The following is a 25,661-nucleotide window of genomic DNA, read 5'->3' as shown; positions in this document are numbered from 1 at the left end:
AAACAATTTTCTAAAATACCTTTCTAACATTTATAAAGCCGGCCATCCTTAGATGTTCTAATGAATGAGAAACAGAAAATGCTCGCCGGCGACCTCTACCTTGCCTCTGACCCGGATCTGGTCGCCGATCGGTTGCGGGCTCGCAAACTTCTGCACGAATACAACTCTACAATGCCCGATCTCACAGCGAAGCGTTCTCAAATACTGCAAGACCTCTTCGGCAGCATAGGCCCTGAATATGAGATCGAGCCGCCATTTTACTGCGACTACGGCTACAACATCTTCGCCGGCCGCAAATTCTACGTGAACTTCGGCTGTGTGATTCTTGACTGTAACCGGGTCACAATTGGCGATAACGTGCTGATGGCGCCGTATGTGCAGGTCTACACTGCCTATCATCCGACAGACCCCGCCTTACGAATGTCGGGCCGTGAGCTGGCGGCGCCCGTGACGATCGGCGATAACGTCTGGATTGGCGGCGGCGTCATTATACTGCCTGGCGTCACCATCGGTAGCAACACGACTATCGGGGCGGGGAGCGTTGTTACAAAGAATATTCCGGACAACGTGGTTGCCGCGGGCAATCCCTGCAGGATAATAAAATCCTTGAAGTGATCCACTCCTGCAGTTATGCTTATTACCTGAGAGGCTAACAGTATCTGGATTGTACTTATGGTATCCTTTGAGTTCTGGCAGAAGTGGCTGCTGGCCGTCTGCGGCATCATCATCGTCTTCGGCCTGGTGATCGCTCTGCTGAGCTGGTCACCCCTGTTCATCGTCTTCAACACCCTCGTCAACGGGACTTTCTGGCCAGGGGCCGGGCCGGACGAGAGCACACAGCGGTTTACCCTCTGGGCTTACGGCATGCTGGGAGCCACCATGGCCGGCTGGGGCCTGACTCTGGCCTTCATCGTTAACGGCCCGTTCGGTAATAGGGAGAAATGGTCGAGGGATGCTATTGCCACCGGAGTAATACTGTGGTTCGTAGTGGACACTTTCATGTCAGCCTACGCGGGGGCTTACTTTAACGCAGGTGTTAATGTGCTGGTGCTGGCTCTTGCGGGGCTGCCTCTGGTGATGACTTTAAAAGAGTTCAAGTAAGTGGGGCTTATCGCCTTACTTTTTAGCTTTCTTTGCCTCGCCCTTGACGAGCTGGGTTTCGTATTCTACCAGGAAGCGCTGAAGCTCCTGAATTTTCCCGTCGATCTCCTCGTTCGCCTGGGAGATAGCAGTCGAGGTGTGGGTGTCGATGACGTTGAGCATGGAGCATACGGGAATCATGCTCAGCCGGATCAGGGTATAGTACTCCGCTTCGGGAGATATCTTGCCGCTGTTTGCGCTTTTCAGCGAAGCCAGCTTTGCGTCTATCGTTCTCTTGATGTCGGAGATCGCTTCGTCAACCACTACGATTTCCCTTAAGTTATGATTGTATATGGCAGTAGCGGACAGGTTGGAGAGTAAGATGAGCTTATCGATCGCTCCCTGTTTGTCCATATTGTTTATGGCGGCGATCACTTCGGCTTTGACCGCGAACACCTGCTTCTGAAAATCGTAGAAGCCGGCAGTATCACTGTATGTTACAGCCTTTGCAGGGATCTGGGGGATCTGCTGTGCCTTTTTCTGGGATGCCGGCTCCTGCCGGGCGGAATTCTGGCCGTCAAATTTTCCTTTGCTGAATAAACCGAGCATATCTATTCCCGCCCGAGCGATCAGGGCATATACTATAGAATTAATTAATGCCCTCTATAACCGTTATGGTCGGAATTGCAATTACAATACTATAATTTCAGACGAACGGCGGGCACCACAGACTATTTCATCATTCATGCATGTGTATAGACATGTCTTATTGCCTGTGAAGCCGGCCTCAAATCACGCAAAACTTTATATAATAAAATGCATTAGGATAGTTGTCATTTGTTCATTCTATCGGTGTTTTAGATAGAACAGTCTGTGCCGTGCCGGCATTCGATCGGCACTACCATAACCTGGTATCTAAAAGACGCACTACGAATAGAGAGAACAATGGAGCTGATTTAATGAGCGAAAAGACCGATAAGACTGAAAAGAAGCAGAAGAAGGCAGAGGAGACCGTCGAAACGGCATCTGCCGAGGCTGCACCCGCCAAGAAGGGCGGTAAGAAGCAGGCCGCAAAGCCCGCAGAGGGCGCACCTGCAGACGAGGCAGCCAGGAAGGGCGGCAAGGGCAAGAAGCCGGCCGCCGAAGAGAAGCCGAAAGACGAGATTAAGTACATCGTCCGTATCGCTAACACCGACCTTGACGGTACCCAGACCGTAGAGTTTGCGCTGACCGGCATCAAGGGCATCGGCAACCGCATTTCTAAGATTATCGCCCGCCAGGCTCAGGTCGACCCCCACGCAACGATGGGTTACCTCCCGCCAGAGCAGGTCGACAAGCTCAGGGCTGTAATTGACAACCTCGAGGCTAACGTTCCCGTATGGATGCTTAACAGGCGCAGGGACATCTACACCGGCGAAGACAAGCACCTGTACGGCGTAGACCTCACGATGGCCGTCAAGGAAGACATCAACATAATGAAGAAGATCCGCAGCTACAAGGGGATCAGGCACGAACGCGGCCAGAAGGTCAGAGGCCAGAGGACCAAGTCCACAGGCAGGACCGGAGCAACCGTAGGTGTCGTCCGTAAGAAGGGCGAACAGGGCGGAGCCGCAAAGAAAGAGGATAAGAAATAGGTAGGTGAGCTAAATGGGATACCCAGGTCAAGCAAAGAAGCTCTACGATACGCCTAACCACCCGTGGCAGAAAGCGAGGATCGATGAAGAGACCAGCCTTGTCAAGAAGTATGGCCTCAGGAACAAGAAGAGCGTATGGAAGCACGCATCCGATCTCAGGAAGTACCGTAGCAACGCCAGAGCACTCCTCGGTGTAATGAGCGCCGGCAACCTGCCGGAAGACTCCCACTATATCAGGGACGCCCAGAACATCGTGAAGAAGCTCCAGACCCTCGGCATTCTCAAGGAGGACGCCAAGCTCGAAGACGTTCTTGCGCTGAAGGTCGACGACATCATGGAGCGCAGGCTGCAGACTATCATCTACAGGAAAGGCTTCGCCAACTCCATCAAGCAGGCGCGCCAGTTCATCGTCCACGGGCACATTTCGCTCAACGGCCGGAAGATCACCGTCCCGGGCTACCTCGTTCTCAAGAGTGAGGAAGACATGCTCAGCTACTACGTCGGCTCTCCGATCACCAAGGAAAAGCTGATGGCGAAGCCGCAGCCGGCGTCTGCGCCGAAGGCGGCAGCAGCCCCGAAGGCAGCAGCAGCCCCGGCGGAAGCAGCAGCGGCCCCAAAGAAGGAGGAATAAGCAATGGCAGACCAGCCTCAGTTTAAGTGGGCAATTGCACACATCTTCTCATCGTTCAACAACACCATCATCACCGTCACCGACCTGACCGGCGCAGAGACGCTGGCCAAGACCTCGGGCGGCATGGTGGTCAAGCAGGACCGCAATGAGAGCTCGCCCTATGCAGCCATGCAGATGGCGATGAACGTGGCAGAGCAGATCAAGGCAAAGGGCATCCAGGGCGTACACATCCGCGTGCGCGCCCCCGGCGGCAACCACCAGAGGAGCCCCGGCCCGGGTGCTCAGGCAGCCATCAGGTCGCTCGCCCGTGCAGGCCTCCGCATCGGCAGGATCGAGGACGTTACCCCCATACCGCACGACGGCACCAGAGCCCCGGGCGGCAAGCGTGGCAGGCGCGTATAATATGAAGTTGGAGATCATTGAGCTGAAGGATCGGAAGGCGAAGTTCGTCCTTACCGATGTCACCCCGGCGTTCGCGAACGGCCTCCGCAGGGCCATGATCGCAGACGTGCCCAAGATGGCGATCGACTACGTCGACATCTATGACAACACGTCGGTGCTCTTCGACGAGATGCTGGCACTGCGGCTCGGTCTCATACCCCTGAAGACGAACCTCGACATGTACCAGCTCCAGTCGGAGTGCGAGTGCAAGGGAGCAGGCTGCTCCCTCTGCCAGGTCACCCTGTCGGTGTCTGCCGAAGGGCCATGCGTCGTCCACTCCAGCGACATGAAGTCGTCGGACCCGGAGACCGTGCCCGTAGACAACAACATACCCATCATCGAGCTCAAGCAGGGCCAGAAGGTCGTCGCAAGCGGCACCGCAAGGCTTGGCTTCACTAAAGAGCACGCCAAGTACCAGCCGGTATGTGCGGCTGGCTACAAGAACGTGCCAATCGTGACGGTATCTGACAAGTGCGACCAGTGCAAGGCATGTATCGACGAATGCCCGAGGGGCGTTTTCAAGATCGAGAAGAACAAGCTCGTGGTCACCGACCAGTACAAGTGCTCGATGTGCAAGCTGTGTGTCGACGTCTGCGACGCAGGCGCCATAGATGTCTCTGCAGACAAGAAGGCTTTCATCTTTACTGTAGAGACCGACGGGTCATACTCCGCACAGGAGATCATCACCCGTGCCGCAAAGTCCATGAAGGACCGCGCAGCAAAGCTCGGCGAGATCTTAGAGGCATTCTGAGCGTGTCCGCCGTTGGCGGCCACGCAGAGTTTCTTTTTACGTAGTTCCAGGCTGAAAGCCTGTACTGGCACCGACGCTAAGACTAAGCTATTTTTCCAGAGAATACGCTCGCTGATATAAGAAACTATTAACGATCGCCAGTTCACCATGACAATTAACTTTATTAACCTTGAATGTCATTACTAGTCCGCTTACCTCGATTATATGGTAAATTATTTTATCAGCAGGCGGGGGTAACCAAGTCAGGCCAAAGGTGCAGGACTTAAGATCCTGTCGCGAAGGCGTTCAGGGGTTCGAATCCCTTCCCCCGCACTTACCCTAATAATTTATACCGGACCCATCAGCGTCGGCAGGAACCATCCGACGATTGCAGACAGGATCCAGATGATGATTGCGATTATAAGCGATTTGATCCAGCCTATCTTATACAGGTATCGCAGTGCAATCAGCCAGACTATGCCTCCGATGATCGCGGCGATCAGGCCCTGCCCTATCAAGAAGTACACAACAGCGTATATGATCGTACCAGCCAGGGCTGCGATCAACGCTGTTTTTATGTCTTCCGTTTCACCCATCACCCTGGTGACGACGTAAATTATTACCGCTGAAATGACCAGCGCGATAATAAACATTATTACTGTGGTAATTAGCTCCGCCATAACTCTCCTCCATATTATTAAATTATCACTATACTGGCATTGTCTTAAAATAGCGCCTATTATTCGTCGTCTGCCCTGCGTGATAAGCGGTCCTCTTTCGGGATGAGTGGTGATTGCCCTCTCAGGCTGATGGCCAGGGCTGTGCGTTAACTCTGGCTATTTCCAGTTGTGCAGGTATGGCAGAAGTTCTTCCCGGATGTCTTCATAAGTCAGCCTCGCCGCCTGGTCGAACTCTTCTGCGTTTAGCTCGATGGCGTAGGCGTAATCCTTGTCTCCTCTGGCTGCAGCATCTGCAGCGTCGCGGTAGAACGCCGCTGCATACGAGTACTGATCGGCGTTGTTCACCAGCTTTTTGGAGAGGTATATCTCTTTGCTGGTGTAGTTGCCCTTCGAGATCGTCTCAAAAACAGACTTGTTGTCCTGGAAGTGCCTGATTACTGCGCTGAACTCGGCTTTCGCGACCGGATAGTTGCCCTGGTGGTAGAGCGTTTTAGCATTGTTGTACTGCTGTACGGCCAGGTCGTATTTTTCAGTCTCATTCCTGAAGTCCGGCGGGGCTCCGCCGAAACAGCCTGAGATGGCCGAGATGGAGACGATCATAGCCATCAATACTACAATACTCATGCCTCGTTTCCACATCAGCGCTCACTCTTCCCGGCTAATCCTACTACGCCTGACGGCCTACATATAATTTATCGCTGATTTACCTGTATTTAGAATTTATATGGTATATTTCCAACAGGTTAGTTTTACTTTCAGGGCGGTTAATCCTCATCCATATATTCTCCGCTGCTGATTATCGACCATGAGCACAGGCGTGAAAATCTGGATGGACCGGGATTCATCCCGGCTATATGTACGGTTGGCATCAGGCGGCCGCATGGAGAACCGGGAGTTTCACGAGAGGTTCCTGCAGCCCATGAGGACCCTCGGGTTCAAGTTCGACCCTGCCGAAGTCGCCCACTACATCGAGATCGGCGAGCCTCAGGAGTGCAGGCTGCTCTTCAGGCAGCTCGAGGCGAACTTCGAAGTCAGCCGGCTGGAGAAAAAGGAGATCTGCTACTGGCTGGGACTCGGTGAATGACTGTCTTGGCTAAAGTAAACTACGGCGGCATGGCTCTTTATCCTGACAACAGTAGATCAAATATTTGAACCACGGCGGCACGGCGACACCAAGACAGATTATTAACCTTATTCTTACTACTCAATCGTTTCAGTCTGACTTTCGATCTATAACTTGAAGGAAGGAAAATATAGTCGTCTCCATACCGTCAGCCCGCCGTGCCGCCGTGAATCAATAAAAAAGGAGCCTTGCTATACGGGTACGGGTTTCTCCGTGCCGCCGTGCCGCCGTGCCGCCGTGGTTAGAACATCTGCTCTCCAGTTGTCAGGATAAGGAACCGTGCCGCCGTGGTAAATTCTCTCTATAACTTCGGGTTGTCAATAGTTCTGTCGATCCTTTATGGTTTGTGTCCGAATCATTTTTTGGGCTTTCTATTCTTCAGTATTTTGCCGAAGACTTCCACAGCCTCTTTCTTTTCCTCTTCAGTGGGCTGGTGTTTGCCGGCGATTTTGACGTCGCCTTCCTCTATGATGAAGCGGCTCTTCTTTTTCTCTTCCATGCACATCCCTCTGAGATCAGGCTGCCTCTGTTATGTATATTAGCCGGACTTTGGTGACGCTGTCCGTGGTCTGGTCGTTGCTCATCAGCGGGAAGTCAGCTTCAATATTCAGGTTTTCTACGTTGACGGCCTTGATGACGTTCCACTGCGTGTCCCGGGGGAGCAGGTACTCTCGCTCTTCTTCGTCTATGTACAGCGATTTCTCGCCTTTCTCCCGCTGCATTACCAGCACGTTCTTGTACCCGTCGTCGCCTCTGGCCCCGAACAGGATGAGGCTGATCGTCACGTCGTAAGTGGTGGACGGATAGGCCAGCTCGATGTACGTTCCGCTGGTCAGCACGGTCCGGGCCATTGTGGGGCTGATGCCTCTGAACAGGATCAGGTCTTCCTTCTGGGGCGAGGCCGCTATTGCCGGGTCCAGGTTAGCTGTGGTGAAGTCGAAATAGATCTTTCTGGCTTCCGTGTAGTTCGCCCTATGTTCGGGCGTCGTTCTCAGGTAGTTCCGGTACTCGGTGGTATTGTCGTAGAAGCCGGGCTCTTTCCACCAGGCTATCGATGCGACGGTAGCTCTGTCGAACCCGCGTTCGGTGTACGGGATGAGGCTGCTGCTGCCGGGCCTGGTAAGCTGTAGCGTGGCACTTTCCAGTTCGTCCGGGACTACGGGGATAGCTGTGATCGTGCCTTCGTAAACCGCTCCCGGCAGGCCGGTGCCGGGGTTTGCTTTCAGGGTACTGCCCGGAGCCAGCTCTGAAACTGCGACAAGCGTGCCGAATACTGCCAGGAACAGGAATGCCAGCCAGGCATAGGCCGCCAGTTTCCGAATTCCTCTGTTGTTACTACCACTTCTGTCTGTCATAACATCGCCTCACCTGCCGGCAGGTTACCGGGCCGGTAAGCTCCCGGGCAATTGATACGTCTGGCGTTTTAATATAACTATTTACTCTCCTCCGGCAATATCCCGACAGCTCTGCTTATTGCTTTAGCCCCTTTCAGTATTCCGTTAAAGTTATCGCAAACCGATTTACACGTGCGTGGAAACGTGTAGTACATGATGGTTCCTTCGAGAAAAAAAGGCCGTTATATCGTGAAGTCTCCGGATGGGGAGGTTGAAGAGGTTTTTGAAATCGAAGATCATGAGAGGCTTCAGGTTGAGGAGTCTAAGGAATTGCAGCGCCTCAGCAAATTTGATTAAGTGTGAGATCTCAGGATTGTAGTATGGTGTTATGGGGCGGGATTACCTGTTTCAGCGCATATCGTGTAGTTGTGGCTGCAGCCCTGTTTGTGGTAGCATTGATTCTACTGCTGTCCACGCTTACTATGCTGGCCACGGTGCTGGTGTCCGCTCATAAGCCAGTTTTCGAAGGGGTGGATACTTCTGGATATAGTGATGCGGTGCAGATACCTGACCCTGAAGTTTCGTGGGCGATATATGGTTACATAGACTCTACCGGAGATGCGGACTACTACTATTTCGACATAGACGCTCCTGTGGACGTATATACTGAACTGCTGGTGCCGAAGAAAAGTGTGTACGATGACTTTTACCCGTCTTACGCTATCGTGGGGCCGAAACTGCCTGACAGCCCCGGATTGCCGTTCGAGGTCCCCGGCAGTTGCGGTGCAGTAGTCGTGGATTCTCCGCCGGGGGATCGGGAGACTTTCTACGAGCCGTTCACCGGGATAAACTATTACCGGGGCTTCCGGAAGCATACGTTGTTAAGCGAACCCGGCCGGTACTATGTCGTGGTTTACGATCGCAGCCACGCCTCGGGCGACTATGTCCTGGCGGTAGGGGAGAAAGAGTCTTTCGGCCTTCGGGATATCCCCGGAGTCGTCGCTGATGTCCTGAAGATCCGCAGTGGCAGCATCGATCATAGTTAGGGCTTATTTTCGGTGCGATCGACCCACATACGTTGTGTTTTCCTCCCTCATTCACTCACTCTTACGTTTTATTTTGCATATACCAGCAAATATTTGAACGTACCTATCCAGATTATTAAGTTGCAATAGATTGCTATTGCCCGGAGAACGACTATTATGCCTTACAAGGAGTTTGAAAAGTTTGAAAAGCGGATGGGCTACATGCCCCAGCTTCTGGAACTGATCAAGGATACCAATCCTGAGATGTTCGAGACGATCAACGGGCTGGATGAGGTCATCCTGAAGGACGGCGCCATCTCTGCCAAGAACAAGCGGCTCATCGCCATGGCTATCACGGCCACTCAGCAGTGCTCTGACTGTGTGGACACTCACGCACGGGCAGCGCTCTACCTCGGCGCGAAGAAAGAGGAGATCATGGAAGCCATCTTCGTGGCCATGCTGGTGGGTGGCGCGCCAAGCGTTGCAGCATCGCGGAACACAATCCGGTTTTTGAAGGGCGAGATGGACCCTCTGGACTTCGCCGGTGAATAAGATCCCTGGCTTCCGGCCAGGCCCTTTTTTTAGCCTGCAATCGCCCTTTTCACGATAATCTGGCCTGCCAGTCATTTTAATGCGGTTACGATGCGTTATGCTCCTTGATAACGCGGACTTTTCGCCAGAATCTATACTAATATATTTATTATTACCTGTTTTAGATACTCATGTTATTGTGGGGGTTTAGAATGATTGAGGTGAGGAAGGCATACATTTTAGTAGCGGTAGGGCTGCTCATCGCGCTGACGACAACTGCAGCAGGCGCCGCGTTTGGTTTTAGCTTCCCTATGGGGACGATCGTGGCGGGTCCGGGCCTTGCGACCGCAGGCCCGACAACGTTCAACACATTTAGCCACGATGCCACTATGGTTAATTCACAGGCTGCGGCTGATGCGGCCGTGAACGCTTTCAGCCCGTTGCCAGGCGTGCTGCCGGGCATACCCTTCGGCTGGGGATTCGGGCTCGGCCCTTCAGGGGTGGCTAACGTGGCAAACACCATGGTGGGGGCTAACGCTGCCGAGGATCACACGTTCGCGACGAGCTTCAGCACTGCAGGCGGAATAGCCGGAGTCCCCGGGCTTGGCGGGGTGCACTTCGCCGGGGCATTTCCTGAATTCGCCCTGAACCTGTTCTAAGCGTAAGCGGCGTACGCGGCGCACGTGACCGCATGCAGGCGAATACGCTGCATACGGTTGTGTGACGGGCAATCCCGTGCCCGGCCATGGTGCGGGATTCCCTTATATTCTAATTAATCTGGTAGTATGCTTATTGTTTCCTGTTTATTCTAATTTTTGTAATAACTGTACATACAGTCGTGTTGTATTGGTTTATATAGCCGCTACGAGTAGTAGGGTATAGAGCTGTGACACTTAGGGTGCATCATAGTAAATCTATATACCCCCCACACCAAATTTTGCACCCTAAGTTCACGCTGCCAATTATCATCCTATCTATGTGCTGGTGACGACTATGGATACAGGCAGGTCCTTATCATGTTCGATGATTCTTGAGGTTCTGGCCACGCTATGCAGAGGCCCGCAGAATTTTGATGAGCTTTCGAACGAATGCAGCATGAGCGACGAGCACCTGAGATCCGTTATGGCCGCCACCGTCTATGCCGGCCTGGTAGACTACCAGCGCAAGAGCTACCGGCTGACCAAGAAGGGGGCCAGGACTGCCATATATCTGCTTGCAGTCAACGAGTGGATGGACTTTTCTAACCGGGAATACCGGGAACTGATGCGCGCACTGGACACCCGGCTGAACGCTGACGCTGGCGTGGCTTAAGGTTGTGGCCTTATATCAGGGCGCCACGAATCTTTTCTGGCCTTCCCGCAGCGAGTTGATCCAGTACTGGGCCATGGCTTCCCCCGGGCGATCGCCTATCTCTCTGGCCTGATCCAGGGCTTTTTTGTAGTACTCCATAGCCTTGTCGAGATCGTCTAAGAGCCTGTAGGTGTACCCTAAATTGGTATATGCGACGCGCATTCCATACTTATCGCCAATCTGCGATGCTTTCTTCAGGGCTTCCATGAATAGTTCCAGCGCATCTTCTCGCTGGCCCATGTTATTGAGGACGCCTGCCAGGTTATTTAGGCAAATTCTCTCGCCCCGGGCATCATCCAGCGCTCTGGCCAGATCCAGCGCATCTTCGAAGAATTTTAGAGACCCTTTGTAGTCTCCCATATTGACGTGAGCTACGCCTATGTTGGACAGGGTGATTTGCGTCCACTCGTCGAGGTCGTGGTCATACGATAGCTGTAAGGCTTCGCTGTAAAGTTCCAGTGCCCGTTGAGTATTCCCCGCCCTCAGGTACGCGTTGCCCAGGGAGTTGAGGATGGAAATGGTATCCGCCTCTGTGGAAACCAGCTTCATGGCATCCTCAAAAGCTTCTATGGCCTCATCGTACTTGCCGTTCTCCAGGTTGACGACGCCCTTGAACTTATGGACGTAAAACATGTCCCTGTCTTCGGTCAGCAGTGAGTTGTTGAAGTGTACCATGGCATCGAACGGGAAGTCGTACAGGTACCATAAGAAGCCTCTGTAAAAATTATAGTACGGCGTGTTGCCCTGCAGCTCGTACTCCTTCATCTCGAGCTTCGCCAGGTTCTCCGCACCTTTAAAGTTGCCCCTGCGGCGCTGGCGCTCGATCTCGTCCATCATCTCGTGTAGCCGGCTCATGTTTGGAAGATATTCCGCCGGAAATTAAAATATATATTCGCTATTATGCATAATAAAAAATGGGCCAGGACGTAATATAGGCTGGCCTCTCCGACTGACGAGGGTCGTGTACGCAGGAGCTATACTTTTCCGGCCATCAGGCCCCGAACTCGGCTTTGCCCCACTTTTTGTCGATCCGGCCCAGCAGCAGCCACGCCGCGACGCCCAGCAGGGCTGACAGGCCGATGACAGCCAGTAGCATCCCCGGGTAGAACGACAGCAGGATGAGGATGACGAGTACCGGCGCCACTGCAAGGGCGTAGATCGACATCACCTTGTAGTCGAACATCAGGCTGTTGGTGAATATGCCTGTCATGTACGCCGTGAGCACGCCCGTGTAGCCTGAAACCATGAACATCGTGAAGAGGCCGGCCGGCAGCAGGGCCAACTCGCCTCTGCTGAGGCTGATCAGCCCCAGGTAAATCACGGAGACGACTGTGTTCAGGACGACGAACAGGATGAGTTTCGCCTTGATTACGTCGGGCATTGTAACGGGCAGCATCCGGTAGTTGGCGTTGTTGTCCAGGTTGTTCAGCCAGCCGTAGACGAGGGTAGCAAAGAATCCGATGATGATCGAGTAGAAGAGCGTGTTGAACGGCAGGCTGACCGCATTGCCGTCGGTCACGAAGGTCATCACATTCGACATCATCCAGAGCAGGCCCCAGAGGAAGAGCAGCGGAAGCACAAATGAGAAGAGCACCGAGCCCAGGCCGCCGCTGCGCATCAGGTCGATCCATTCTTTAGCGGCCAGTGTGGAATACCTGCCGAACAGCCGGAACCGCCCGCTGATACCGCTAAAGTTGCTCTTATACCGCTTTTCCGCCGGATGTGGTGTCTCTCTGATGAAGGCCAGCGAAAAGGCCGAGAGGACTATGAAAATTATAATTGAGGCGGCGATGTCCGGGAGCGATCCACTCAGGTATGCCCCAACTGTGGGCACGAACCGGCCGATGCCCGTCAGCGCGCTCGCCTGCCCGATCGTGGTTGCGTACGCCAGCCCCACGATCGCCAGCAGTATTACGGCGAACAGTGCCTTGCTGCGGACTGCTATCGTGGAGAGCGCGAAGCTCACCGAGACGCCCAGCAGGAAGGACAGGATGAAGGTCACCGCTGCCAGTGGCAGATCCACGTGCAAGCCGGTGATAAAGGTGGAGAGGTACAGGCCGAAGAGTACCGGCAGCACGTTCATGCAGATATAGTAGAGTATGTCCTTGAAGTAGAAAAAGGCAAACATCTTTTTGTTCGAGACTGGCAGCGTGCCCGGAATATTGAGCAGCAGCCGCACTCCGGGCATTCGCCTTTCCAGGATCGCCTCCTGGAACATCGCCATTCCCCCCACGAGCATGCCGGACATGAAAACGCAAATCTGTGCCAGCGTGACCAGATCGTACGTCGATAGCGACATGCGCATGGGCAGCAACATCAGGCCCATGAGCCCGGACAACATGAGGATGAAGGCCGGGTACATCAGAAACGAGCTCTTGAACATCGAGGACTGTGCCCGGTACTCTTCTTTGATGAACAGCCAGAACAGGTTCGCGCTCATGCCCCTTCCTCTTTCACCAGCCGGATGAAGACGTCTTCCAGGCTCTCCCGGGAATGCTTGAGCTCGGCGACCCTGCCCGAAGCTATCAGCTTGCCATTATACAGGATGGCGGTTCTGTCGCAGAGCTTCTCGGCGATCTCAAGGATGTGGGTGGACAGGAATACTGTGCCGCCCTCTTTCACGTATGACCTCAGGTAGTCCTTCATGTTATGCTGTACTATCGGGTCCAGGTCGAGGAAAGGCTCGTCAAGGAACAGCAGCTTCGGCTCGTGTACCAGCGCCGCCGAGACGATCACCTTCTTCTTCGTGCCTTTGCTCAGGTCTTTGCAGAGCACGTCTTCCTTTGGCCCGAGGCCGAAGAACTCGATCCAGCGATCGATCTCAGGTTTGGGCTCCTTGACTTTCCTGATGCTGCAGACCAGGTCCAGGTACTCCCTGACGGTTAAGAAGCTGGGGGGATACTCCATCTCCGGCACGATGCCTACCAGCTTCTTCACCCCGATCGGGTCTTTTGCCACGTCGACGCCCATCACGACAGCGTTTCCCGACGTGGGCTCTATCGAGCCCGTCAACAGGCTGATAGTAGTCGATTTACCGGCGCCGTTGGGGCCCAGAAGGCAAAAGGACTCGCCTTCGGCGACTTCGATGCTCAGGCCTGACAGCGCCTCGAATTTTCCGTACTTCTTAGTTAAGCCTCTGGTAATGATCGCCGACATGAGAATAACCGGGCCATATTTGTGGGTTAAATAATAAATAGTTAGCTATATGGCTCTGGTATGTTAAATCGGCTTATAATTTAGTAATTTTACCTTTTTAAGCTCATATTCGGGCGTTGATGCATTCCATAATATGTAAACTGTACAGGCAGCGGTATTCCTTCAGTGCTACTCCGCAGTTGTCTTCCTGTACATAGAGGCGAACTGCTTATGATCTTCTTCCATGGCGCTGATGGTCTTCGCCATTTCATTCATCAGGATAATGCGCCGCTGGTGGGCCTCTTCAATACGGTCTACCGTAGCGTGCAGATTATTAAGTGCCGCCAGTATCTCCTCGATGGCTGCTTCATCTTTTGCGGAGAAGACCTTAAAACCTCTCACGTACTGGACTATATATTCTGCTTCTTTTTCAATTTGGCTGCGTTTTTCTGCAGTTTTTGGTGATTCCATCTTACTCACTTGACCGGTTATACACAATCCCCATACAAATACGTAGTGGTTGCTTACAGGCCATATTCAGGCATGGCAGAGCGTCGTGGAGTAATCTGTTGTAAGCCTTTGGTATGCCGTTTGTTTCCGCGCCATCCTATATACGCCCGAGACGTCCACATCTATTGGGTTGAATCATGCCTGACGTAAAAATATACACACAGCCATCCTGCGGATACTGCAACCAGCTCAAAGAATACCTGCAGAAACACAATATTTCGTTCGAGGACAAGGACATCACCAAAGACCGAACTGCGATGGACGAGCTCATCCACAAGTACAAGGTCCGGGCAACGCCTCTCCTCGTCTACGGTGACAAGACGATCGTCGGTTTCAACCCTGACGAGATCAACAAGGTTCTGGGCTCCGAGGCAGGCCAGCAGGCCGAGGCCGGAGCGAAGTAAAATCTCACGGGTACAGGTGCGGCTCTGTTGCAGAGCCATGGCAATATTTCGCCAGGTAATCCCCACAGGCTCTGTACGCGTCGAGCACTCGATCCCTGCTGACTCCAGGCACACCGCACGATATAATGTGCATATTTTTTGTTGTCATGGTTACCTTAGTGCTGTCCGAGTCCCTGTAAGGGTATATCGCTATGATCTCTGCCTCATCACAGATGATCACCTGGTTGGGCTTGAGATCTACCGGCTCCTTCATGCCTATGCCCTTGAATTGCTCTCCGGCGGTCGCGAACCTCATCGTAAGGCTACCACTTAGCAAGTCTGCGTCGAAAGCGGCGATTGGAACGCCATGGAGGGCGGATACCAGGTTATAGGCGTCGACCGCTGTGTTGATCGTCGGTAGCGGCTTTCCTGCCAGGATTCGCCTCACCAGCGCTTCTGACGCCGGCCTTGTCTTGGTGGGGTCGACGCCGACACTCCAGAAAAAGTCTCTGTAAGCTCTGAACCCCGGGTCGTCCTTGACCGCCTCGAGAGTGTATGCAGACCTGATCTTACCTGCGATCTCGGGCTTCAGCTTCTCCAGATCATCCGATGCCGGCCCTATCTCTAGATCTTTAACAATGCCTTCCGCAACACATAGGTTCGGGAACCTCTCGACAATGCCCTCGAACTGCATGAAAAAGAGATAGCCGTAATGCTATTTATAGCCCGAGCTTGGAGTCGATGATCGAGAGGATCTTTTCCAGCGTCTCCGGATTGAGGAACAGCATGACATAGCCTTCGAAGATGTGCTCGTCGTCGGCCATGTCCGTGCGGAAGATAATCGCGTCGTCCGCTATCATGCTGATCTCGACGATCGTGTTCTCGAGAATCGAGTCTGCCATATCACACACGTAGCTGGGTGGTGTGGGAAGCATGGTGATGCCCAGGAATTCGGCCACTGCATCGCAGAAGGAGGAGCTGATGATGTTGCCCACTTCCATGATGGCGGACTGGCCCATCTCGTCCAGTTCTTTCGTGGTGCCTATCTCCAGTCCCATAAGCTTGTCCACGATCCTCAGCGCGCTGGGCGCCGGGAACAGGTTATACAGGTAGCCGACCGAGGCTTCTGCGTTCTTCAGCTCGAGCAGCAGGCCCACCATCATAGTCTCGCTCATCATGCCCGAGATGTTGCTGATCTGCACCAGCTTGATGTCGGGCACGGTGATGTTGATCGGTATGTTCACCAGCGTGGACAGTGACGTCGCAGCATGTGACGTGCCGATGTTGCCGATCTCCCTCAGGGCGTCCAGGTGAATTTCAGTTATGCGGGGGTCCGTAACGTGGACCTCGATAGTCTGCTCTGCGGGTACGGCTGCCCGGGCAGGGGTGACTCCTCCGTCGGCCTTAGACACGTTGTCGGATACGCCATCCGGGGGTGCTCTTGTGAGATCGGGCTGCGGCTGCTGCTGTGTGGCTTCCGGGGCGGCAACTGCTGTGAGAGCAGGCGTTGCCGGTGCCAGCGCCTGATCGCTGTTATCGGACACCTGCAGCGTTTCCTCGACTCCGGCAGGCTCAGTATCGATAGCCAGGCATTCCTGCTCCGGGGCCTTCCTGTCCACGACCTTCTTAAGGTCGATGATGATCAGGATGCGGTCAGGCAGCTTGACGATGCCCGTAAAGAGGTGGTTGTCGATTCTGTTCCTGATCATCGGTGGCAGGGGCACGACAGTCTCCCGGGGCACTTTTTTCACCTCGCCTACCGTATCCACGATGAGCCCGAAAGCGGGCTTGTGATCGATGATCAGCACTCTGGTTTCCCTGTCAGTCTCCTGGCGGGGCATGCCCGTCAGGCTGCGGAGGGATATGAGCGGCACTATTTCTCCGCGGACGTTGATGATGCCCTCTAAGTGCTCTCCCGAGCCCGGTATGCTGGTGATGTTATCCAGCCTGATGATCTCTCTGACGTCCCGGATGTCCGCACAATAATCCGATTCGCCTGCGCGGAATACGACTACTTGCATCTCCTCGTCACTCGCCATATCTATAATCCCTCAACCAGCCCGCCTTAATGCGGTCGGGAACACCGCTAACTCGCTAAAAGTAAAACCACCGGCCTTTATTATAGTTTTTTTGAGCCAATAGTATAATTACTGAATTAAAAGATCGGCTGCTGCCGATTGTGGATCTTCTGAACGGGACCCGGTCGCCAGGGAGCAGAAGCCCCGGGTGCAGTGTCCCGTCTGTAAAAAAATTATATCGTTGTCCCGCCCGGCGATAGTTTCAGCGCATCGCCTTGAGGACGGTGGTAGCCTGCTCTCCGGCTTCGGTGAGCTTGTAGACGTTCTTTTCTTTCTTCACGATGTTCTTTCCGGCCATTTCTTCCATCATTTTATCAAGGGAGAGCCTCGGGATGCGGGTCAGTTTTCCCAGGGCTTCGATGCTTTCGGCCCCTCTGCTCAGCGCCTCGACGATCTGCTTTCGCCTCACGTTGCCGCTGATGTAGCCGACCATGGCCTCTACGTTCTCATCTGCCATATGATCACCATAACAATTATTACTGCCTGATCAGGCAAAAAGTTTATTGCCGCGCGCGTGCAAATATACCAGTTTGGCGAGCTAGTCCGGGTGATTCGGCGTCACCTGTAATCCGAAATCGTCGGCATGCGGAGGACGAAGCCCGTGGAAGGCGTTTTCTGACGCATGAAGGCCTTGCTTTCTCTACGTTGAAGATCCGTCCTGCTGGGTTAGCGGTGGTAAATCGCCGTGCTGGAGAGCACGTCGACTGCCTTGATTGCGGGGACCGGCACAGGCCCGGAAGGGAGCATGCTAACCGTGGACAACTGACGCTTGCAGGGGCACGGGTTGGAGGAAAGGGGCAAGACAACCTATCATGTGCGGTAACGACGACCTAAGGCGCGCTCGCTACTATAACTTATTATAAACTCTTCTTTGCCGACGATACTATCGACTACATGAAGCTATCGAGGTTTCTGAAGACTACAGTCTGAAAACACTTGTTATGTTTTTATAATAATCGTATAATTTATATATTATCGGGTTACATATAATTGTACTATAAGCATCTGCACCACGCTGGGTAGGGCTTTTGGTGCTTACCCGTATGTATGGAGAAACTGGGGTAAGCTTAGCCAGCTACAGCTTATACGGCTGGTGTAGCGCTCAATGTATACAATATAGTCATGCAAAGGTTTCCCCATGTTCGGCTTTGAAGAAATTGATAATGTCGAGCGATTCAGGCAAGTTTCTCTAAAACTTGTCATCCTGTTGCTGGTAATTATCCTGTTAACTCTCTTTTTATTTATTGTACTTCCTGAAGATGTGGTCGAAGAGGTCTGGATCTGGCTATCTTCTATCATGGTCTTGTTCATCATCATGGCAGTGTTTATCTTTAGTGCTCAGCTCTTCGTGGAAAACAGGCATATTTTTCATATCCTCGTAGCGGCGATGTTTGCGGTACTGGCGATAACTTTGATCATCGGTATCGGGTCTATGTGCCTGCCGCTATCCCCGGTAAGCGGCAATTCTCTGGGGAACTTACTCGTCATCGCCCTTATCCTGGTCGTCATCTGGGATCTGGCGACACTGATCAACGAATGGGTCAAGGCCGGTAATAGGCTGAGAGACCTGTTTTTTGAGCTGGGTTTACAGGTGCATCTGCACCGCTATACGCTCTACATGGCCGGAGTCATCATCTTCGTCGGCATGACCCTCATCAGTATCCCGGACGATCTTTCTGAGAGCAATATTCTCTTCAAAATAGCGGCAGCTATCTTAATTCTCGTGCCTTATGCACTGGCTGAACGTGAAAAAGAACAGGCGAATCTGATAGTCGGAAAGCATAGATATGACCAGTAGTCAGGTACCATGAGATTGTATCGCTCTGGAAGCCACTTTTTCGGATTTTGCCCGGCCGCCAGAGATACACCTGCATACCTATCAGCCAGTCTTTTGGCTGTCACCAGTAAATCTTCACACTCTCGATAACTCCCATGTTAAAGTACTTCATGCCTTTCCTGAGGTTCTTCGAAATGATCATTTTGCCGCCGGTCAGGTCTACGTAGACTAACCCAGCGTCTGTAGTCGGAAAAACGTTGATCGCGTGGCCGGTTTCTTTTCCCCTGAAGTTGATGCCCGCGTAGCCACAGTTAATGCCCTTGCTCTCGGCTTTATGCTGCAGATCCACCACGAAATTGGCACAGGTATAATTTGGATAGTCGTACTTGTTATTCACCGTGTCATCGCTCTTTAAAAAAGCCATGAGCTCCTGGTATGACGGGTTATGCGCAGAAGGGTTGTCCATCAGTACCGGATGCCTGTCGAGAGTATCCGCCCGGTCGGTGATCGTGTTATACTTCACGTTTGCCGGGTTTGCCGGGATCACATTACTTACAGGCTGTGTTTTGGAAATTTCCTGGGCTTCCGCAAACTGTCCTGCCAGCAATCCTATCAGAAAGATGGCTGTTAGCGATGCAACTATTCTAGTTATCGATTTCTCTCGCCCACCCATAACTGCCACAATCCAATAATTTATTTTTATTAATTGTATAAATAATATTTTAGGGTGAGCAGTAGCTTGATTATCCGGGCCGGTGCTATTCTGTGCTTTCGCCGGATCCGGCAGCTGACAGTCTGACAACGAACCGGTTTTCCAGCCTGCAGCTGTCGCCACCGTCAGCAGTTCTGTCTCTGGAAAGGCTTATATCTGCAGGCATGGTATGTTGAGGACATGAGCAGTAAATTTCCGCCAGTAGTAACCCGATTGCCGCAAGCCGATATTCCGCTGCAAGGCGTCACCGCTTATCTCTCCCAGGGCAAGGACCAGCAGATCATCTTCATGGAGTTCGCCGAGGAGATCGACCTGCCTGAGCATGCCCACAAAGCCCAGTGGGGCTTCGTCATCGAGGGCCGGCTGGACTTCAAGATCGGCGACGCCGAACTCAGGACCTACCGCAAAGGTGACTATTACTTCATCCCCGAAGGCGTCAAGCACACCGGCCGCATCTACGCCGGCCTCATGGTCATGGACCACTTCGACCAGCCCGACCGCTACGGGGTCAAAAAGAGCTGAGGCTTAGACATTACCGCAACTGCTTGTCTGCTATTCACCACAGAGACGCACAGAGAAACGGTTTACCACAGAGGCACAGAGGCGCACAGAGAAACGGTTTACCACAGAGGCACAGAGAAACACAGAGACGCACAGATATATTAATAGAATATTTGTCGCCTAACCATTATCTAAAAAGGCTCTGTGCGTCTCTGTGACCTCGTGCCTCTGTGGTCAAACAGCCACTCTGTGCACCTCTGTGCACCTCTGTGTCTCTGTGGTAAAACCAGTACTGCACGCGTCTCCGAGGTTAGAATCTATTGTCTTCCCGCGGTTGTGGTGAGCAGCTCTGGGCAGCAAGCTTCGACGATCCCCGCAATCTTCTCTAAGCTGTCGATCTCGTAGTCCGGCACGAAGTCTATCGGCCTGTTGAACCGGTTGACGTACACAGACTTGATCCCCGCATTTCTGGCCGCCATCATGTCTGACCAGGTGTCGCCGACGTAGACCGCCTCTTCGGGCTTGATCTGCATTTCCATCAGGCAATAGATCAGTGGCAGCGGGGATGGCTTGAAGCCGGTTTCCTCGGTGCAGGCGATGATGGGGTCGAAGTGCTCCCGCATGCCGACGTGCTCCAGCAGTCTGGTGGTGTGCTCCAGCGAGGTGTGGGTCACGATGCCTTTGGGGATCTTAAGGCTTGCGAGGAATAGCGCGTCTTTGTAGAGGTAAGTGTTCTCGATCTTTTTCTCGAGGCTCTCGTGCCTGTTGAACGCAGTCCAGAACCTGTCCGGGTCGAGGCCCCAGCTATGGATTACCTGGTCCCTGGATTCGGCGCCGATGGAGTACCACAGGTCCTTCGCGTGGCCGAGCGTGAAGCAGAACCCGAGATCGTTTCCGACGCAGGTGAGCATGTGCTCTAAGTACCTGTCATAATTGTCAATGATGGTCCCGTCCAGGTCGAAAATGAGGCCTTTGATTTCAGACATAGGCAACTGTTGATCGATCGAGCAGGGAGATCAATATACTTTTCGGTTTAAGGGCGGGATCAGGCTACGCCGATCGTAAGCCTTTTTAGGGTATATGCCTCCATTGCATCATATGAGCGACAGCCATGTGAAAGGGCGAAGGAAATCACGTGTATCAAAGCCGGCAGCCATAAAGATGGGGAAGTACCTGCTTCCTTCTAACATCGCAATACCGGCGTTGATGGGTCTTCTCTTCATCATTATTGCCGTAGCGGCCGCCTTCGAGAAAGGCTTCGACGCTCTTGTACTGCGCCTCACCGGCTTCGTCCTGTTCGCAGGCCTCGCATACGGGGTGCGCTCTGGCCTAAAAGTGATGGGCATATACGCCCGGCTGATAGACGCGTTCGCGGTACTCTTCACCATCACGCTGCTCTGGAGCGGCGCCGAATACCTGCACCTGTACGATCCGTCTGCAGCAACAGCAGCTTCCCTCGTGTTCATCGCCTTGTTGAACATAGTTGCGACAGCCGTGCTGATCGCCGTACTGCTCTTCATCGAGAAAGACCGGCCATCTACACTCTTCATAAAGGCCGGACAACTTACCTCCGGGCTGACGATCGGAGTGCCTGCCCTGCTCGCAGGGCTGCTTCTCACAGCCGCACTGGCTTACCTGTTCTTCAACGTCGGCAGCGCGGAACCGTCAAAGCTGCTCACCGTGTTCTCTATGCTGGCGCTGTTCTCGATTGCCGCAGGCCTGGCCGGCGAAATCCTGTTCCGGGGGCTGTTCCTCTCCAGGCTGCTGCCGATGGCCGGAAAGCAGGCGGGCCTCGTCATCCAGGCGGTCCTCTTTGCGTTCTTCAATGGCGGACTGTACTACCTGCTCACCTCAAACCTGCTCTACGCCGGAGGAGTCCTTGTGGCCTCGGCTGTCCTTGGCTATGCTCTCGCCTACGTGACGGTTAAAGAGAACAGTATCGTGGCAGCAGCGCTCTCAGGTATAGGTGCCAGCATGGTCCTTGCCCTGCCGCTGTTCGCCGCATTTATCGTGGCCTGAGGGATCTAAAAACTGCCTATTCTTTTTCCTCAGCCTGCTCTTCGTCCGGAAGGTCCAGTTCCGGGCTGTAGAAGACGAACTTGTAGAGGTAGATGCAAAACAGTATAAACGACACTATGGCCAGCAAAACGAACGGGATGGCGAGATACGGGTTCATCGGGTACGCCAGGCCTGCGAGAACTGCGCCTGCGACTACGCCGATCAATGTCAGCAGCCCTAACCGATTAGAAAACCTGATCTTCAACTTCTGGTGCCTCCCGGGTATACGATACAGCTACAGGTACTTGAATTTTACTGCAAGTCCGCCTGTCATATTGTAGTGCCACCTCTATAGCTATTTTCCCGTCTCGCCCCGAAGCGGCGGAGAAAACCCTTTAGTCATGAGCGGCTAATATCCTGTTTGCTATGTTGACCGACATCGTCCGGAAGTTCCGGACCGGAGGCACAATCGACTGTATCGGCGGCTGCGACGGCCATAACCCGGGAGTCTGGCGTAAGGGCATACGGATGTGGCAGCATGGCTGACGATATCGACAAAGAGGTGCTGAAGCAGCAGGTACTGGAGTTCATCTCCGGTAAAAAAGGGCATATTGCAGACCTGGATGAGGTCCTCGATCTCATTGGCGGCGACCGCGAGCGGGCCCGTACACTGCTCGATGCGATCGCCGAAGACGGCGAGATCTCGATTGTCTTGGATAGCGTCATGCTCAACAGCGACCGGTATCTCCCGAAGGTGCGGTGCCTGATCTGTGACAGGGCGGTCAGCCGGGACGACCTCGTGCCTTTCTACCGGGAAAAGCACTTCCCCTTCGTCAGCTGGGGCTTCCATAAGGACTGCCTTGAAGGCGGAGCCCTTGACGAAATGCTCTCCTCAGGAATGTTCAGGATGAAGGATGGCAAGATCTATCCGAACTACGAGTATGGGGAAGGTAAAAACCCCGTTACGATAGCGATCAAATACCTGCGATCCGAGGATTTTTTGTATTCCCTGGAGCTGAAGAGCTCGGAGGACTGACATGGCCTGCCACCTGCTGTACGACGACAGCCCCATGACCGCGGTACAGATCTTCAACTATATCCGTCACAGGTATCCTGATATAGGCGCATATTACCGCGGCGACCGGGAGATTGTAGTGATTCCGGAAGCTGAAGGCATAGAAGAGGCCGTCATGTCAATCCGGGAACTGGCGGTGAGAAAAGGCCTGAACTGCAGCGAAGTCTGCGCAGCATGGCCCGAATACCTCGGGCAGGAGATCCTCGATGCCTCAGGGGCCTCGAATTTCTTAGTCATCGCCGAGATCAAAGGAAAGTATTCTCAGCTACGATAGATGCGCATAGCTATTTCTGGCAAGCCCTGATCCTGGCCTCCGCCTTTTCTACATACTCAGGATCGATCTCATAGCCCACGAAGTGCCTGCCGTTTTGCAGGGCTGCCACGGCCGTGGTGCCGCTGCCCATGAATGGGTCGAGGACCACGTCTCCCTCGAATGTGTATAGCTTGATACACCTCGCCGGAAGCTCGACAGGGAACGGCGCGGGATGGCCGATCTTTCTGGCGGACTCGGCGCCGAAGGTCCAGACGCTTTTCGTGTACTCCAGAAACTCGTCCCTGGTGATGGTGGATGTCCTGCCCTTGCCCGCCCTGGAAAAGGTGTCTTTGGAGAAAACCAGGATATACTCGTGTACATCCCTGAGCGTGGGGTTACTTGCCGACTGCCAGCTGCCCCAGGCTGTCGATGGGCTGGCCGTAGCAGCCTTGTTCCAGATGATCTCGCCCCTCATCAGGAAACCGGCCTCGAGCAAGTCGGCCGTGAGTAGCGAGCTGAGCGACAGGTACGGTTTACGGCCGAGGTTCGCCACGTTAACGCAGGCCCTGCCTCCCGGCACAAGCACCCGGTAAGTCTCTTTCCAGACACGTGACAGAAAATCCCTGTACTCCTGCAGCGTGAGGTCCTCATCGTACTCCTTGCCCACGTTATACGGCGGCGACGTTACCATCAGGTGAACAGAACAATCCGGCAGCTCTTCCATTTGCTCGCTGGAACAGGCGAATATCTGATCCATCCGATCGGCGGGCACGCTGTTCTCGACATAGCCGGCGCTCTTCTTCTGGACGAGCCCTTCGTACAGCCTGCTTCCATAGAACTTCGACGAGTCATGGCAGATCCTGCCCGGAGACCCGAAAGCGCTGGTCTCGGTGCCTTGTTGCTGCTGCAATCCTTTGCTGCTCGTCTGCCCGGCTGCGCCTTTTCGTCTGCCCATCCTGATCTCAATGATACTAGTCGGTAACAGGCATAATAATTGTGCAGGAAGAGCAGATGGTTGACACGTTAAAGTTGATAAACGATGCCATCATCAGGAACAATACGACTCTTGTGATGCGAGGCTGATCATAGATGAGCAGATGGGCGGAAGGACAAGACAACTACACGCGTGGCAGGATCCTGGATGTTACTGAACGTCTGCTCTATTCGCAGGCACCGGAGGGCGTTGCCATGGAGAGTGTGGCCAGAAAAGCGGGCATCTCCAGGGCCATCCTGTATCAGCATTTCTCCAGCAGGGAAACGCTGTATGCTGCTGTGGCCGTGAGGATAGTCAGCTCGCTGAACAAGGCTATAGAGAACCGTATTTTCGGCACCCGGGGCTTCAGGAATGTGCGCGCCTCCTGCCTTGCCGTGGAGCTGTTCTGGCAGGCTAATCCTGAAAAAATGGCCGTGCTGCAAAAGCTTCGGTCTCTTCAGGTGGCTGACCCCGGCGACAAAAACGCTCAGGAACTGATCCGGCTCGTCCGGGCAAACCAGATGACGCTGGCTCAGGCAGTAAAAGATGGCGGGGGAGAGGGGGCTTTCATAGCCGGTATCGATCCGCTGGCCACAGGCCAGTTTTTCAGCATGGCCTTACACGATGCCCGGTGCCTGCCACCTGTGCATCTTCCAGTGCTCGACAGGTGCGGTATGCGATGCGAGGATTTCGTGAAAAACTGCAGGGACCCGGTATATCGGTCTCTCTTGACCAGCCCTGACAATTGATGTTACCTTCTTACTTTTCAGGCATCGATCAAACGATTGTGATATAAAGCTTAAATAGAGTATTTGTGTACTACTACTCATGTCATTTCCCCGGCTGATACTCATACCAACCATTATCTTACTGGCCAGCCTGCTAATCTCTTCGATCCCGGCGTCTGCCGCCTACCCGGGCCCAAACACGGGTCTTCCCCCCATGCCCGACGGATACAGCCCGGGCAGCGTGACCGGCAAGGTGTATAAGACAGTCACAACCGATGCGGTGCCGTTCATCTACGTAGCCCTGGTTAACGCCAGTAATACCAGTATGATTTATATGACAACCACTTCAGATGAAACCGGCCGCTACCGGTTCATCGGCATCAGCTCCACGAGCGGCAGCGCTTACCGGATCATCGCTAAAGATCCTGCTTACACCGATGGCCAGACGGAGCCGTTCGGCATCCCTTCCGGAACCAAGGTCTTCGTCGACGTCCAGATTCTTCCTAAGGAGAACTATCAGCCTACCCCTGACCCATCACAGGCCCCCGGTACGGCCAGCGGCAGGGTAACCCAGATCGGCACAGGCGCTCCGCTGTACGGGGCAACCGTCTGCCTGGTCAGCCCGACGAACGCCGACATCGTGTACGAAACGACCACCACTGATCAGAACGGCGTATTCAGGTTCACAGACCTCACAGACTTCGAGACGCCGTACCAGATCAGGGTATCTCAAGACGGTTTCAAAGACGGATATTCCTTAATCTTCCAGGTCGAGCCAGGAGTCACCACGGACCTGAGCGTAGCCATGGATCTCAAGCCACCGGAAATCACGCCGTTCCCGACCCGTGATCCTACTACAGATGGCTCACAGACAAGCCCTACACCGGAGCCTTCGCCTGGCTTTGGAGTGGCTATAGCTATACTGGCTTCGGCTATCGGAGTAGCGATAGCGGGCAGGAAAAAAGAGTAACTTTTTTTA

Annotated in this window: 35 protein-coding genes, 1 tRNA gene, 1 other RNA gene and 1 pseudogene; 22 read left to right on the top strand and 16 right to left on the bottom strand. The window is 53.7% G+C overall.

Annotated features, from left to right (window positions below):
• Positions 1-60: 60 nt before the first annotated feature.
• Positions 61-615 carry a sugar O-acetyltransferase gene (locus tag RCI_RS03220; protein WP_012034951.1) on the top strand — a complete coding sequence of 185 codons (555 nt, stop codon included), beginning with the start codon at positions 61-63 and terminating at the stop codon, positions 613-615.
• Positions 616-672: 57 nt separating this feature from the next.
• Complete coding sequence (locus RCI_RS03215) at positions 673-1,101, top strand: hypothetical protein (protein WP_012034950.1); 429 nt, start codon at positions 673-675, stop codon at positions 1,099-1,101.
• 15 nt (positions 1,102-1,116) lie between these two features.
• Here RCI_RS03215 and RCI_RS03210 read toward each other — a convergent pair whose 3' ends face one another.
• Positions 1,117-1,689 (bottom strand): hypothetical protein, encoded by a 573-nt coding sequence (locus tag RCI_RS03210; protein ID WP_012034949.1) that lies wholly within the window; start codon positions 1,687-1,689, stop codon positions 1,117-1,119.
• Between the two features lie 545 nt (positions 1,690-2,234).
• On the opposite strand from RCI_RS03210, the pseudogene RCI_RS03205 reads away from it, so the two are divergent.
• The 5 genes and pseudogenes from RCI_RS03205 to RCI_RS03185 all read left to right on the top strand — a co-directional run.
• Positions 2,235-2,714: pseudogene (locus RCI_RS03205) on the top strand (30S ribosomal protein S13); the annotation flags it as partial.
• A 13-nt stretch (positions 2,715-2,727) separates the two neighbouring features.
• Complete coding sequence (locus tag RCI_RS03200; protein WP_012034947.1) at positions 2,728-3,345, top strand: 30S ribosomal protein S4; 618 nt, start codon at positions 2,728-2,730, stop codon at positions 3,343-3,345.
• A gap of 3 nt (positions 3,346-3,348) precedes the next feature.
• Positions 3,349-3,747, top strand: a complete 399-nt coding sequence (locus RCI_RS03195) for a 30S ribosomal protein S11 (protein WP_012034946.1) — start codon at positions 3,349-3,351, stop codon at positions 3,745-3,747.
• A 1-nt stretch (position 3,748) separates the two neighbouring features.
• Positions 3,749-4,537 (top strand): DNA-directed RNA polymerase subunit D, encoded by a 789-nt coding sequence (locus RCI_RS03190; protein ID WP_012034945.1) that lies wholly within the window; start codon positions 3,749-3,751, stop codon positions 4,535-4,537.
• A gap of 227 nt (positions 4,538-4,764) precedes the next feature.
• Positions 4,765-4,849, top strand: a tRNA-Leu gene (locus RCI_RS03185).
• Between the two features lie 14 nt (positions 4,850-4,863).
• Here RCI_RS03185 and RCI_RS03180 read toward each other — a convergent pair.
• Complete coding sequence (locus RCI_RS03180; protein WP_012034944.1) at positions 4,864-5,196, bottom strand: hypothetical protein; 333 nt, start codon at positions 5,194-5,196, stop codon at positions 4,864-4,866.
• A gap of 156 nt (positions 5,197-5,352) precedes the next feature.
• On the bottom strand, positions 5,353-5,820 hold the full coding sequence (locus RCI_RS03175; protein WP_148266506.1) for a hypothetical protein: 468 nt from the start codon (positions 5,818-5,820) through the stop codon (positions 5,353-5,355).
• Positions 5,821-6,001: 181 nt separating this feature from the next.
• Between RCI_RS03175 and RCI_RS03170 the strand changes: the two genes are divergently transcribed.
• Positions 6,002-6,280 carry a hypothetical protein gene (locus RCI_RS03170; protein WP_048197949.1) on the top strand — a complete coding sequence of 93 codons (279 nt, stop codon included), beginning with the start codon at positions 6,002-6,004 and terminating at the stop codon, positions 6,278-6,280.
• A gap of 394 nt (positions 6,281-6,674) precedes the next feature.
• On the opposite strand, the gene RCI_RS16895 is transcribed toward RCI_RS03170, so the two are convergent.
• Positions 6,675-6,818: a hypothetical protein gene (locus tag RCI_RS16895; protein ID WP_158308859.1), complete on the bottom strand. Its 144-nt coding sequence runs from the start codon at positions 6,816-6,818 to the stop codon at positions 6,675-6,677.
• A 16-nt stretch (positions 6,819-6,834) separates the two neighbouring features.
• Positions 6,835-7,674 (bottom strand): hypothetical protein, encoded by an 840-nt coding sequence (locus RCI_RS03165; protein WP_012034941.1) that lies wholly within the window; start codon positions 7,672-7,674, stop codon positions 6,835-6,837.
• Positions 7,675-7,866: 192 nt separating this feature from the next.
• On the opposite strand from RCI_RS03165, the gene RCI_RS16890 reads away from it, so the two are divergent.
• The 5 genes from RCI_RS16890 (at position 7,867) to RCI_RS03145 (ending at position 10,520) form a co-directional block, all read left to right on the top strand.
• Positions 7,867-8,010: a hypothetical protein gene (locus RCI_RS16890; protein ID WP_158308858.1), complete on the top strand. Its 144-nt coding sequence runs from the start codon at positions 7,867-7,869 to the stop codon at positions 8,008-8,010.
• 23 nt (positions 8,011-8,033) lie between these two features.
• Positions 8,034-8,699, top strand: a complete 666-nt coding sequence (locus RCI_RS03160; protein WP_048197947.1) for a hypothetical protein — start codon at positions 8,034-8,036, stop codon at positions 8,697-8,699.
• 156 nt (positions 8,700-8,855) lie between these two features.
• Positions 8,856-9,230, top strand: coding sequence for a carboxymuconolactone decarboxylase family protein (locus RCI_RS03155; RefSeq protein ID WP_012034939.1), 375 nt, complete (start codon positions 8,856-8,858; stop codon positions 9,228-9,230).
• Positions 9,231-9,421: 191 nt separating this feature from the next.
• Positions 9,422-9,868, top strand: a complete 447-nt coding sequence (locus tag RCI_RS03150; RefSeq protein ID WP_048197946.1) for a hypothetical protein — start codon at positions 9,422-9,424, stop codon at positions 9,866-9,868.
• 364 nt (positions 9,869-10,232) lie between these two features.
• Positions 10,233-10,520 (top strand): hypothetical protein, encoded by a 288-nt coding sequence (locus RCI_RS03145; RefSeq protein ID WP_048197944.1) that lies wholly within the window; start codon positions 10,233-10,235, stop codon positions 10,518-10,520.
• A 15-nt stretch (positions 10,521-10,535) separates the two neighbouring features.
• On the opposite strand, the gene RCI_RS03140 is transcribed toward RCI_RS03145, so the two are convergent.
• The 4 genes from RCI_RS03140 to RCI_RS03125 all read right to left on the bottom strand — a co-directional run bounded on the left by RCI_RS03140 (position 10,536) and on the right by RCI_RS03125 (position 14,096).
• The gene (locus tag RCI_RS03140) at positions 10,536-11,414 is read right to left on the bottom strand and encodes a tetratricopeptide repeat protein (RefSeq protein WP_012034936.1); all 879 of its coding nucleotides are present in this window, start codon (positions 11,412-11,414) and stop codon (positions 10,536-10,538) included.
• 136 nt (positions 11,415-11,550) lie between these two features.
• A complete protein-coding gene (locus RCI_RS03135) occupies positions 11,551-12,999 on the bottom strand; it encodes a hypothetical protein (RefSeq protein ID WP_012034935.1) in 1,449 nt (482 codons plus the stop codon).
• Positions 12,996-13,715 (bottom strand): ABC transporter ATP-binding protein, encoded by a 720-nt coding sequence (locus RCI_RS03130; RefSeq protein ID WP_012034934.1) that lies wholly within the window; start codon positions 13,713-13,715, stop codon positions 12,996-12,998. Before RCI_RS03130 ends, RCI_RS03135 begins: the two co-directional genes overlap by 4 nt.
• A gap of 168 nt (positions 13,716-13,883) precedes the next feature.
• On the bottom strand, positions 13,884-14,096 hold the full coding sequence (locus tag RCI_RS03125; protein ID WP_148266504.1) for a hypothetical protein: 213 nt from the start codon (positions 14,094-14,096) through the stop codon (positions 13,884-13,886).
• Between the two features lie 245 nt (positions 14,097-14,341).
• On the opposite strand from RCI_RS03125, the gene RCI_RS03120 reads away from it, so the two are divergent.
• Entirely contained in the window at positions 14,342-14,608 is a 267-nt protein-coding gene (locus RCI_RS03120) for a glutaredoxin domain-containing protein (protein ID WP_012034932.1), read from the top strand.
• 4 nt (positions 14,609-14,612) lie between these two features.
• Here the strand turns inward: RCI_RS03120 and RCI_RS03115 are convergent, their stop codons facing one another.
• The 3 genes from RCI_RS03115 to RCI_RS03105 all read right to left on the bottom strand — a co-directional run bounded on the left by RCI_RS03115 (position 14,613) and on the right by RCI_RS03105 (position 17,122).
• Positions 14,613-15,281 carry a B3/B4 domain-containing protein gene (locus RCI_RS03115; protein ID WP_012034931.1) on the bottom strand — a complete coding sequence of 223 codons (669 nt, stop codon included), beginning with the start codon at positions 15,279-15,281 and terminating at the stop codon, positions 14,613-14,615.
• Positions 15,282-15,306: 25 nt separating this feature from the next.
• A complete protein-coding gene (locus tag RCI_RS15650) occupies positions 15,307-16,626 on the bottom strand; it encodes a chemotaxis protein CheW (RefSeq protein ID WP_012034930.1) in 1,320 nt (439 codons plus the stop codon).
• A gap of 241 nt (positions 16,627-16,867) precedes the next feature.
• Positions 16,868-17,122: a hypothetical protein gene (locus tag RCI_RS03105; RefSeq protein WP_012034929.1), complete on the bottom strand. Its 255-nt coding sequence runs from the start codon at positions 17,120-17,122 to the stop codon at positions 16,868-16,870.
• A gap of 74 nt (positions 17,123-17,196) precedes the next feature.
• Between RCI_RS03105 and ffs the strand changes: the two genes are divergently transcribed.
• Together ffs and RCI_RS03100 are read left to right on the top strand one after the other, a co-directional pair.
• An RNA gene (ffs, locus tag RCI_RS16105) (signal recognition particle sRNA) lies at positions 17,197-17,512 on the top strand.
• Between the two features lie 291 nt (positions 17,513-17,803).
• On the top strand, positions 17,804-18,463 hold the full coding sequence (locus RCI_RS03100) for a hypothetical protein (RefSeq protein WP_012034927.1): 660 nt from the start codon (positions 17,804-17,806) through the stop codon (positions 18,461-18,463).
• Between the two features lie 100 nt (positions 18,464-18,563).
• Here RCI_RS03100 and RCI_RS03095 read toward each other — a convergent pair whose 3' ends face one another.
• Positions 18,564-19,124, bottom strand: coding sequence for a hypothetical protein (locus RCI_RS03095; protein ID WP_148266503.1), 561 nt, complete (start codon positions 19,122-19,124; stop codon positions 18,564-18,566).
• A 210-nt stretch (positions 19,125-19,334) separates the two neighbouring features.
• Here RCI_RS03095 and RCI_RS03090 point away from each other — a divergent pair, with 210 nt between their 5' ends.
• The gene (locus RCI_RS03090; protein WP_012034925.1) at positions 19,335-19,676 is read left to right on the top strand and encodes a cupin domain-containing protein; all 342 of its coding nucleotides are present in this window, start codon (positions 19,335-19,337) and stop codon (positions 19,674-19,676) included.
• Positions 19,677-19,972: 296 nt separating this feature from the next.
• Here RCI_RS03090 and RCI_RS03085 read toward each other — a convergent pair whose 3' ends face one another.
• Positions 19,973-20,641 (bottom strand): HAD family hydrolase, encoded by a 669-nt coding sequence (locus tag RCI_RS03085; protein WP_012034924.1) that lies wholly within the window; start codon positions 20,639-20,641, stop codon positions 19,973-19,975.
• Positions 20,642-20,753: 112 nt separating this feature from the next.
• Between RCI_RS03085 and RCI_RS03080 the strand changes: the two genes are divergently transcribed.
• Positions 20,754-21,674, top strand: a complete 921-nt coding sequence (locus RCI_RS03080) for a CPBP family intramembrane glutamic endopeptidase (protein WP_148266502.1) — start codon at positions 20,754-20,756, stop codon at positions 21,672-21,674.
• Between the two features lie 16 nt (positions 21,675-21,690).
• Here RCI_RS03080 and RCI_RS03075 read toward each other — a convergent pair whose 3' ends face one another.
• Entirely contained in the window at positions 21,691-21,918 is a 228-nt protein-coding gene (locus RCI_RS03075; protein ID WP_048197941.1) for a hypothetical protein, read from the bottom strand.
• 273 nt (positions 21,919-22,191) lie between these two features.
• Here RCI_RS03075 and RCI_RS03070 point away from each other — a divergent pair, with 273 nt between their 5' ends.
• Complete coding sequence (locus RCI_RS03070) at positions 22,192-22,689, top strand: hypothetical protein (RefSeq protein ID WP_012034921.1); 498 nt, start codon at positions 22,192-22,194, stop codon at positions 22,687-22,689.
• A 1-nt stretch (position 22,690) separates the two neighbouring features.
• On the top strand, positions 22,691-23,002 hold the full coding sequence (locus RCI_RS03065; RefSeq protein WP_012034920.1) for a hypothetical protein: 312 nt from the start codon (positions 22,691-22,693) through the stop codon (positions 23,000-23,002).
• Between the two features lie 10 nt (positions 23,003-23,012).
• Here RCI_RS03065 and RCI_RS03060 read toward each other — a convergent pair whose 3' ends face one another.
• On the bottom strand, positions 23,013-23,936 hold the full coding sequence (locus tag RCI_RS03060) for a DNA-methyltransferase (protein ID WP_012034919.1): 924 nt from the start codon (positions 23,934-23,936) through the stop codon (positions 23,013-23,015).
• A gap of 134 nt (positions 23,937-24,070) precedes the next feature.
• Here RCI_RS03060 and RCI_RS03055 point away from each other — a divergent pair, with 134 nt between their 5' ends.
• Both RCI_RS03055 and RCI_RS03050 read left to right on the top strand, forming a co-directional pair.
• The gene (locus RCI_RS03055) at positions 24,071-24,703 is read left to right on the top strand and encodes a TetR/AcrR family transcriptional regulator (protein WP_012034918.1); all 633 of its coding nucleotides are present in this window, start codon (positions 24,071-24,073) and stop codon (positions 24,701-24,703) included.
• Between the two features lie 79 nt (positions 24,704-24,782).
• Positions 24,783-25,652, top strand: a complete 870-nt coding sequence (locus tag RCI_RS03050; protein WP_012034917.1) for a carboxypeptidase-like regulatory domain-containing protein — start codon at positions 24,783-24,785, stop codon at positions 25,650-25,652.
• Positions 25,653-25,661: the final 9 nt, after the last annotated feature.

The sequence above is a fragment of the Methanocella arvoryzae MRE50 genome (assembly GCF_000063445.1).
Taxonomy (GTDB): domain Archaea; phylum Halobacteriota; class Methanocellia; order Methanocellales; family Methanocellaceae; genus Methanocella_A; species Methanocella_A arvoryzae.
Note: the sequence above shows the minus strand (reverse complement) of the source record. Positions and strands in the feature narration are given on the sequence as shown.

Excerpts from the sequence above, each read along its gene's own strand:
- RCI_RS03050 (WP_012034917.1), top strand. The coding sequence starts at position 24,783 with ATGTCATTTCCCCGGCTGATACTCATACCAACCATTATCTTACTGGCC.
- RCI_RS16895 (WP_158308859.1), bottom strand. The coding sequence starts at position 6,818 with ATGGAAGAGAAAAAGAAGAGCCGCTTCATCATAGAGGAAGGCGACGTC.
- RCI_RS03165 (WP_012034941.1), bottom strand. The coding sequence starts at position 7,674 with ATGACAGACAGAAGTGGTAGTAACAACAGAGGAATTCGGAAACTGGCG.
- RCI_RS03065 (WP_012034920.1), top strand. The coding sequence starts at position 22,691 with ATGGCCTGCCACCTGCTGTACGACGACAGCCCCATGACCGCGGTACAG.
- RCI_RS03140 (WP_012034936.1), bottom strand. The coding sequence starts at position 11,414 with ATGAGCCGGCTACACGAGATGATGGACGAGATCGAGCGCCAGCGCCGC.
- RCI_RS03115 (WP_012034931.1), bottom strand. The coding sequence starts at position 15,281 with ATGCAGTTCGAGGGCATTGTCGAGAGGTTCCCGAACCTATGTGTTGCG.
- RCI_RS03175 (WP_148266506.1), bottom strand. The coding sequence starts at position 5,820 with ATGAGTATTGTAGTATTGATGGCTATGATCGTCTCCATCTCGGCCATC.
- RCI_RS03055 (WP_012034918.1), top strand. The coding sequence starts at position 24,071 with ATGAGCAGATGGGCGGAAGGACAAGACAACTACACGCGTGGCAGGATC.
- RCI_RS03210 (WP_012034949.1), bottom strand. The coding sequence starts at position 1,689 with ATGCTCGGTTTATTCAGCAAAGGAAAATTTGACGGCCAGAATTCCGCC.
- RCI_RS15650 (WP_012034930.1), bottom strand. The coding sequence starts at position 16,626 with ATGGCGAGTGACGAGGAGATGCAAGTAGTCGTATTCCGCGCAGGCGAA.
- RCI_RS03160 (WP_048197947.1), top strand. The coding sequence starts at position 8,034 with ATGGTGTTATGGGGCGGGATTACCTGTTTCAGCGCATATCGTGTAGTT.
- RCI_RS03060 (WP_012034919.1), bottom strand. The coding sequence starts at position 23,936 with ATGGGCAGACGAAAAGGCGCAGCCGGGCAGACGAGCAGCAAAGGATTG.
- RCI_RS03085 (WP_012034924.1), bottom strand. The coding sequence starts at position 20,641 with ATGTCTGAAATCAAAGGCCTCATTTTCGACCTGGACGGGACCATCATT.
- RCI_RS03145 (WP_048197944.1), top strand. The coding sequence starts at position 10,233 with ATGATTCTTGAGGTTCTGGCCACGCTATGCAGAGGCCCGCAGAATTTT.
- RCI_RS03135 (WP_012034935.1), bottom strand. The coding sequence starts at position 12,999 with ATGAGCGCGAACCTGTTCTGGCTGTTCATCAAAGAAGAGTACCGGGCA.
- RCI_RS03220 (WP_012034951.1), top strand. The coding sequence starts at position 61 with ATGAATGAGAAACAGAAAATGCTCGCCGGCGACCTCTACCTTGCCTCT.
- RCI_RS03195 (WP_012034946.1), top strand. The coding sequence starts at position 3,349 with ATGGCAGACCAGCCTCAGTTTAAGTGGGCAATTGCACACATCTTCTCA.
- RCI_RS03100 (WP_012034927.1), top strand. The coding sequence starts at position 17,804 with ATGTTCGGCTTTGAAGAAATTGATAATGTCGAGCGATTCAGGCAAGTT.
- RCI_RS03200 (WP_012034947.1), top strand. The coding sequence starts at position 2,728 with ATGGGATACCCAGGTCAAGCAAAGAAGCTCTACGATACGCCTAACCAC.
- RCI_RS03170 (WP_048197949.1), top strand. The coding sequence starts at position 6,002 with ATGAGCACAGGCGTGAAAATCTGGATGGACCGGGATTCATCCCGGCTA.
- RCI_RS03190 (WP_012034945.1), top strand. The coding sequence starts at position 3,749 with ATGAAGTTGGAGATCATTGAGCTGAAGGATCGGAAGGCGAAGTTCGTC.
- RCI_RS03180 (WP_012034944.1), bottom strand. The coding sequence starts at position 5,196 with ATGGCGGAGCTAATTACCACAGTAATAATGTTTATTATCGCGCTGGTC.
- RCI_RS03105 (WP_012034929.1), bottom strand. The coding sequence starts at position 17,122 with ATGGCAGATGAGAACGTAGAGGCCATGGTCGGCTACATCAGCGGCAAC.
- RCI_RS03130 (WP_012034934.1), bottom strand. The coding sequence starts at position 13,715 with ATGTCGGCGATCATTACCAGAGGCTTAACTAAGAAGTACGGAAAATTC.
- RCI_RS03215 (WP_012034950.1), top strand. The coding sequence starts at position 673 with ATGGTATCCTTTGAGTTCTGGCAGAAGTGGCTGCTGGCCGTCTGCGGC.
- RCI_RS03070 (WP_012034921.1), top strand. The coding sequence starts at position 22,192 with ATGGCTGACGATATCGACAAAGAGGTGCTGAAGCAGCAGGTACTGGAG.
- RCI_RS03150 (WP_048197946.1), top strand. The coding sequence starts at position 9,422 with ATGATTGAGGTGAGGAAGGCATACATTTTAGTAGCGGTAGGGCTGCTC.
- RCI_RS03090 (WP_012034925.1), top strand. The coding sequence starts at position 19,335 with ATGAGCAGTAAATTTCCGCCAGTAGTAACCCGATTGCCGCAAGCCGAT.
- RCI_RS16890 (WP_158308858.1), top strand. The coding sequence starts at position 7,867 with ATGATGGTTCCTTCGAGAAAAAAAGGCCGTTATATCGTGAAGTCTCCG.
- RCI_RS03155 (WP_012034939.1), top strand. The coding sequence starts at position 8,856 with ATGCCTTACAAGGAGTTTGAAAAGTTTGAAAAGCGGATGGGCTACATG.
- RCI_RS03120 (WP_012034932.1), top strand. The coding sequence starts at position 14,342 with ATGCCTGACGTAAAAATATACACACAGCCATCCTGCGGATACTGCAAC.
- RCI_RS03080 (WP_148266502.1), top strand. The coding sequence starts at position 20,754 with ATGAGCGACAGCCATGTGAAAGGGCGAAGGAAATCACGTGTATCAAAG.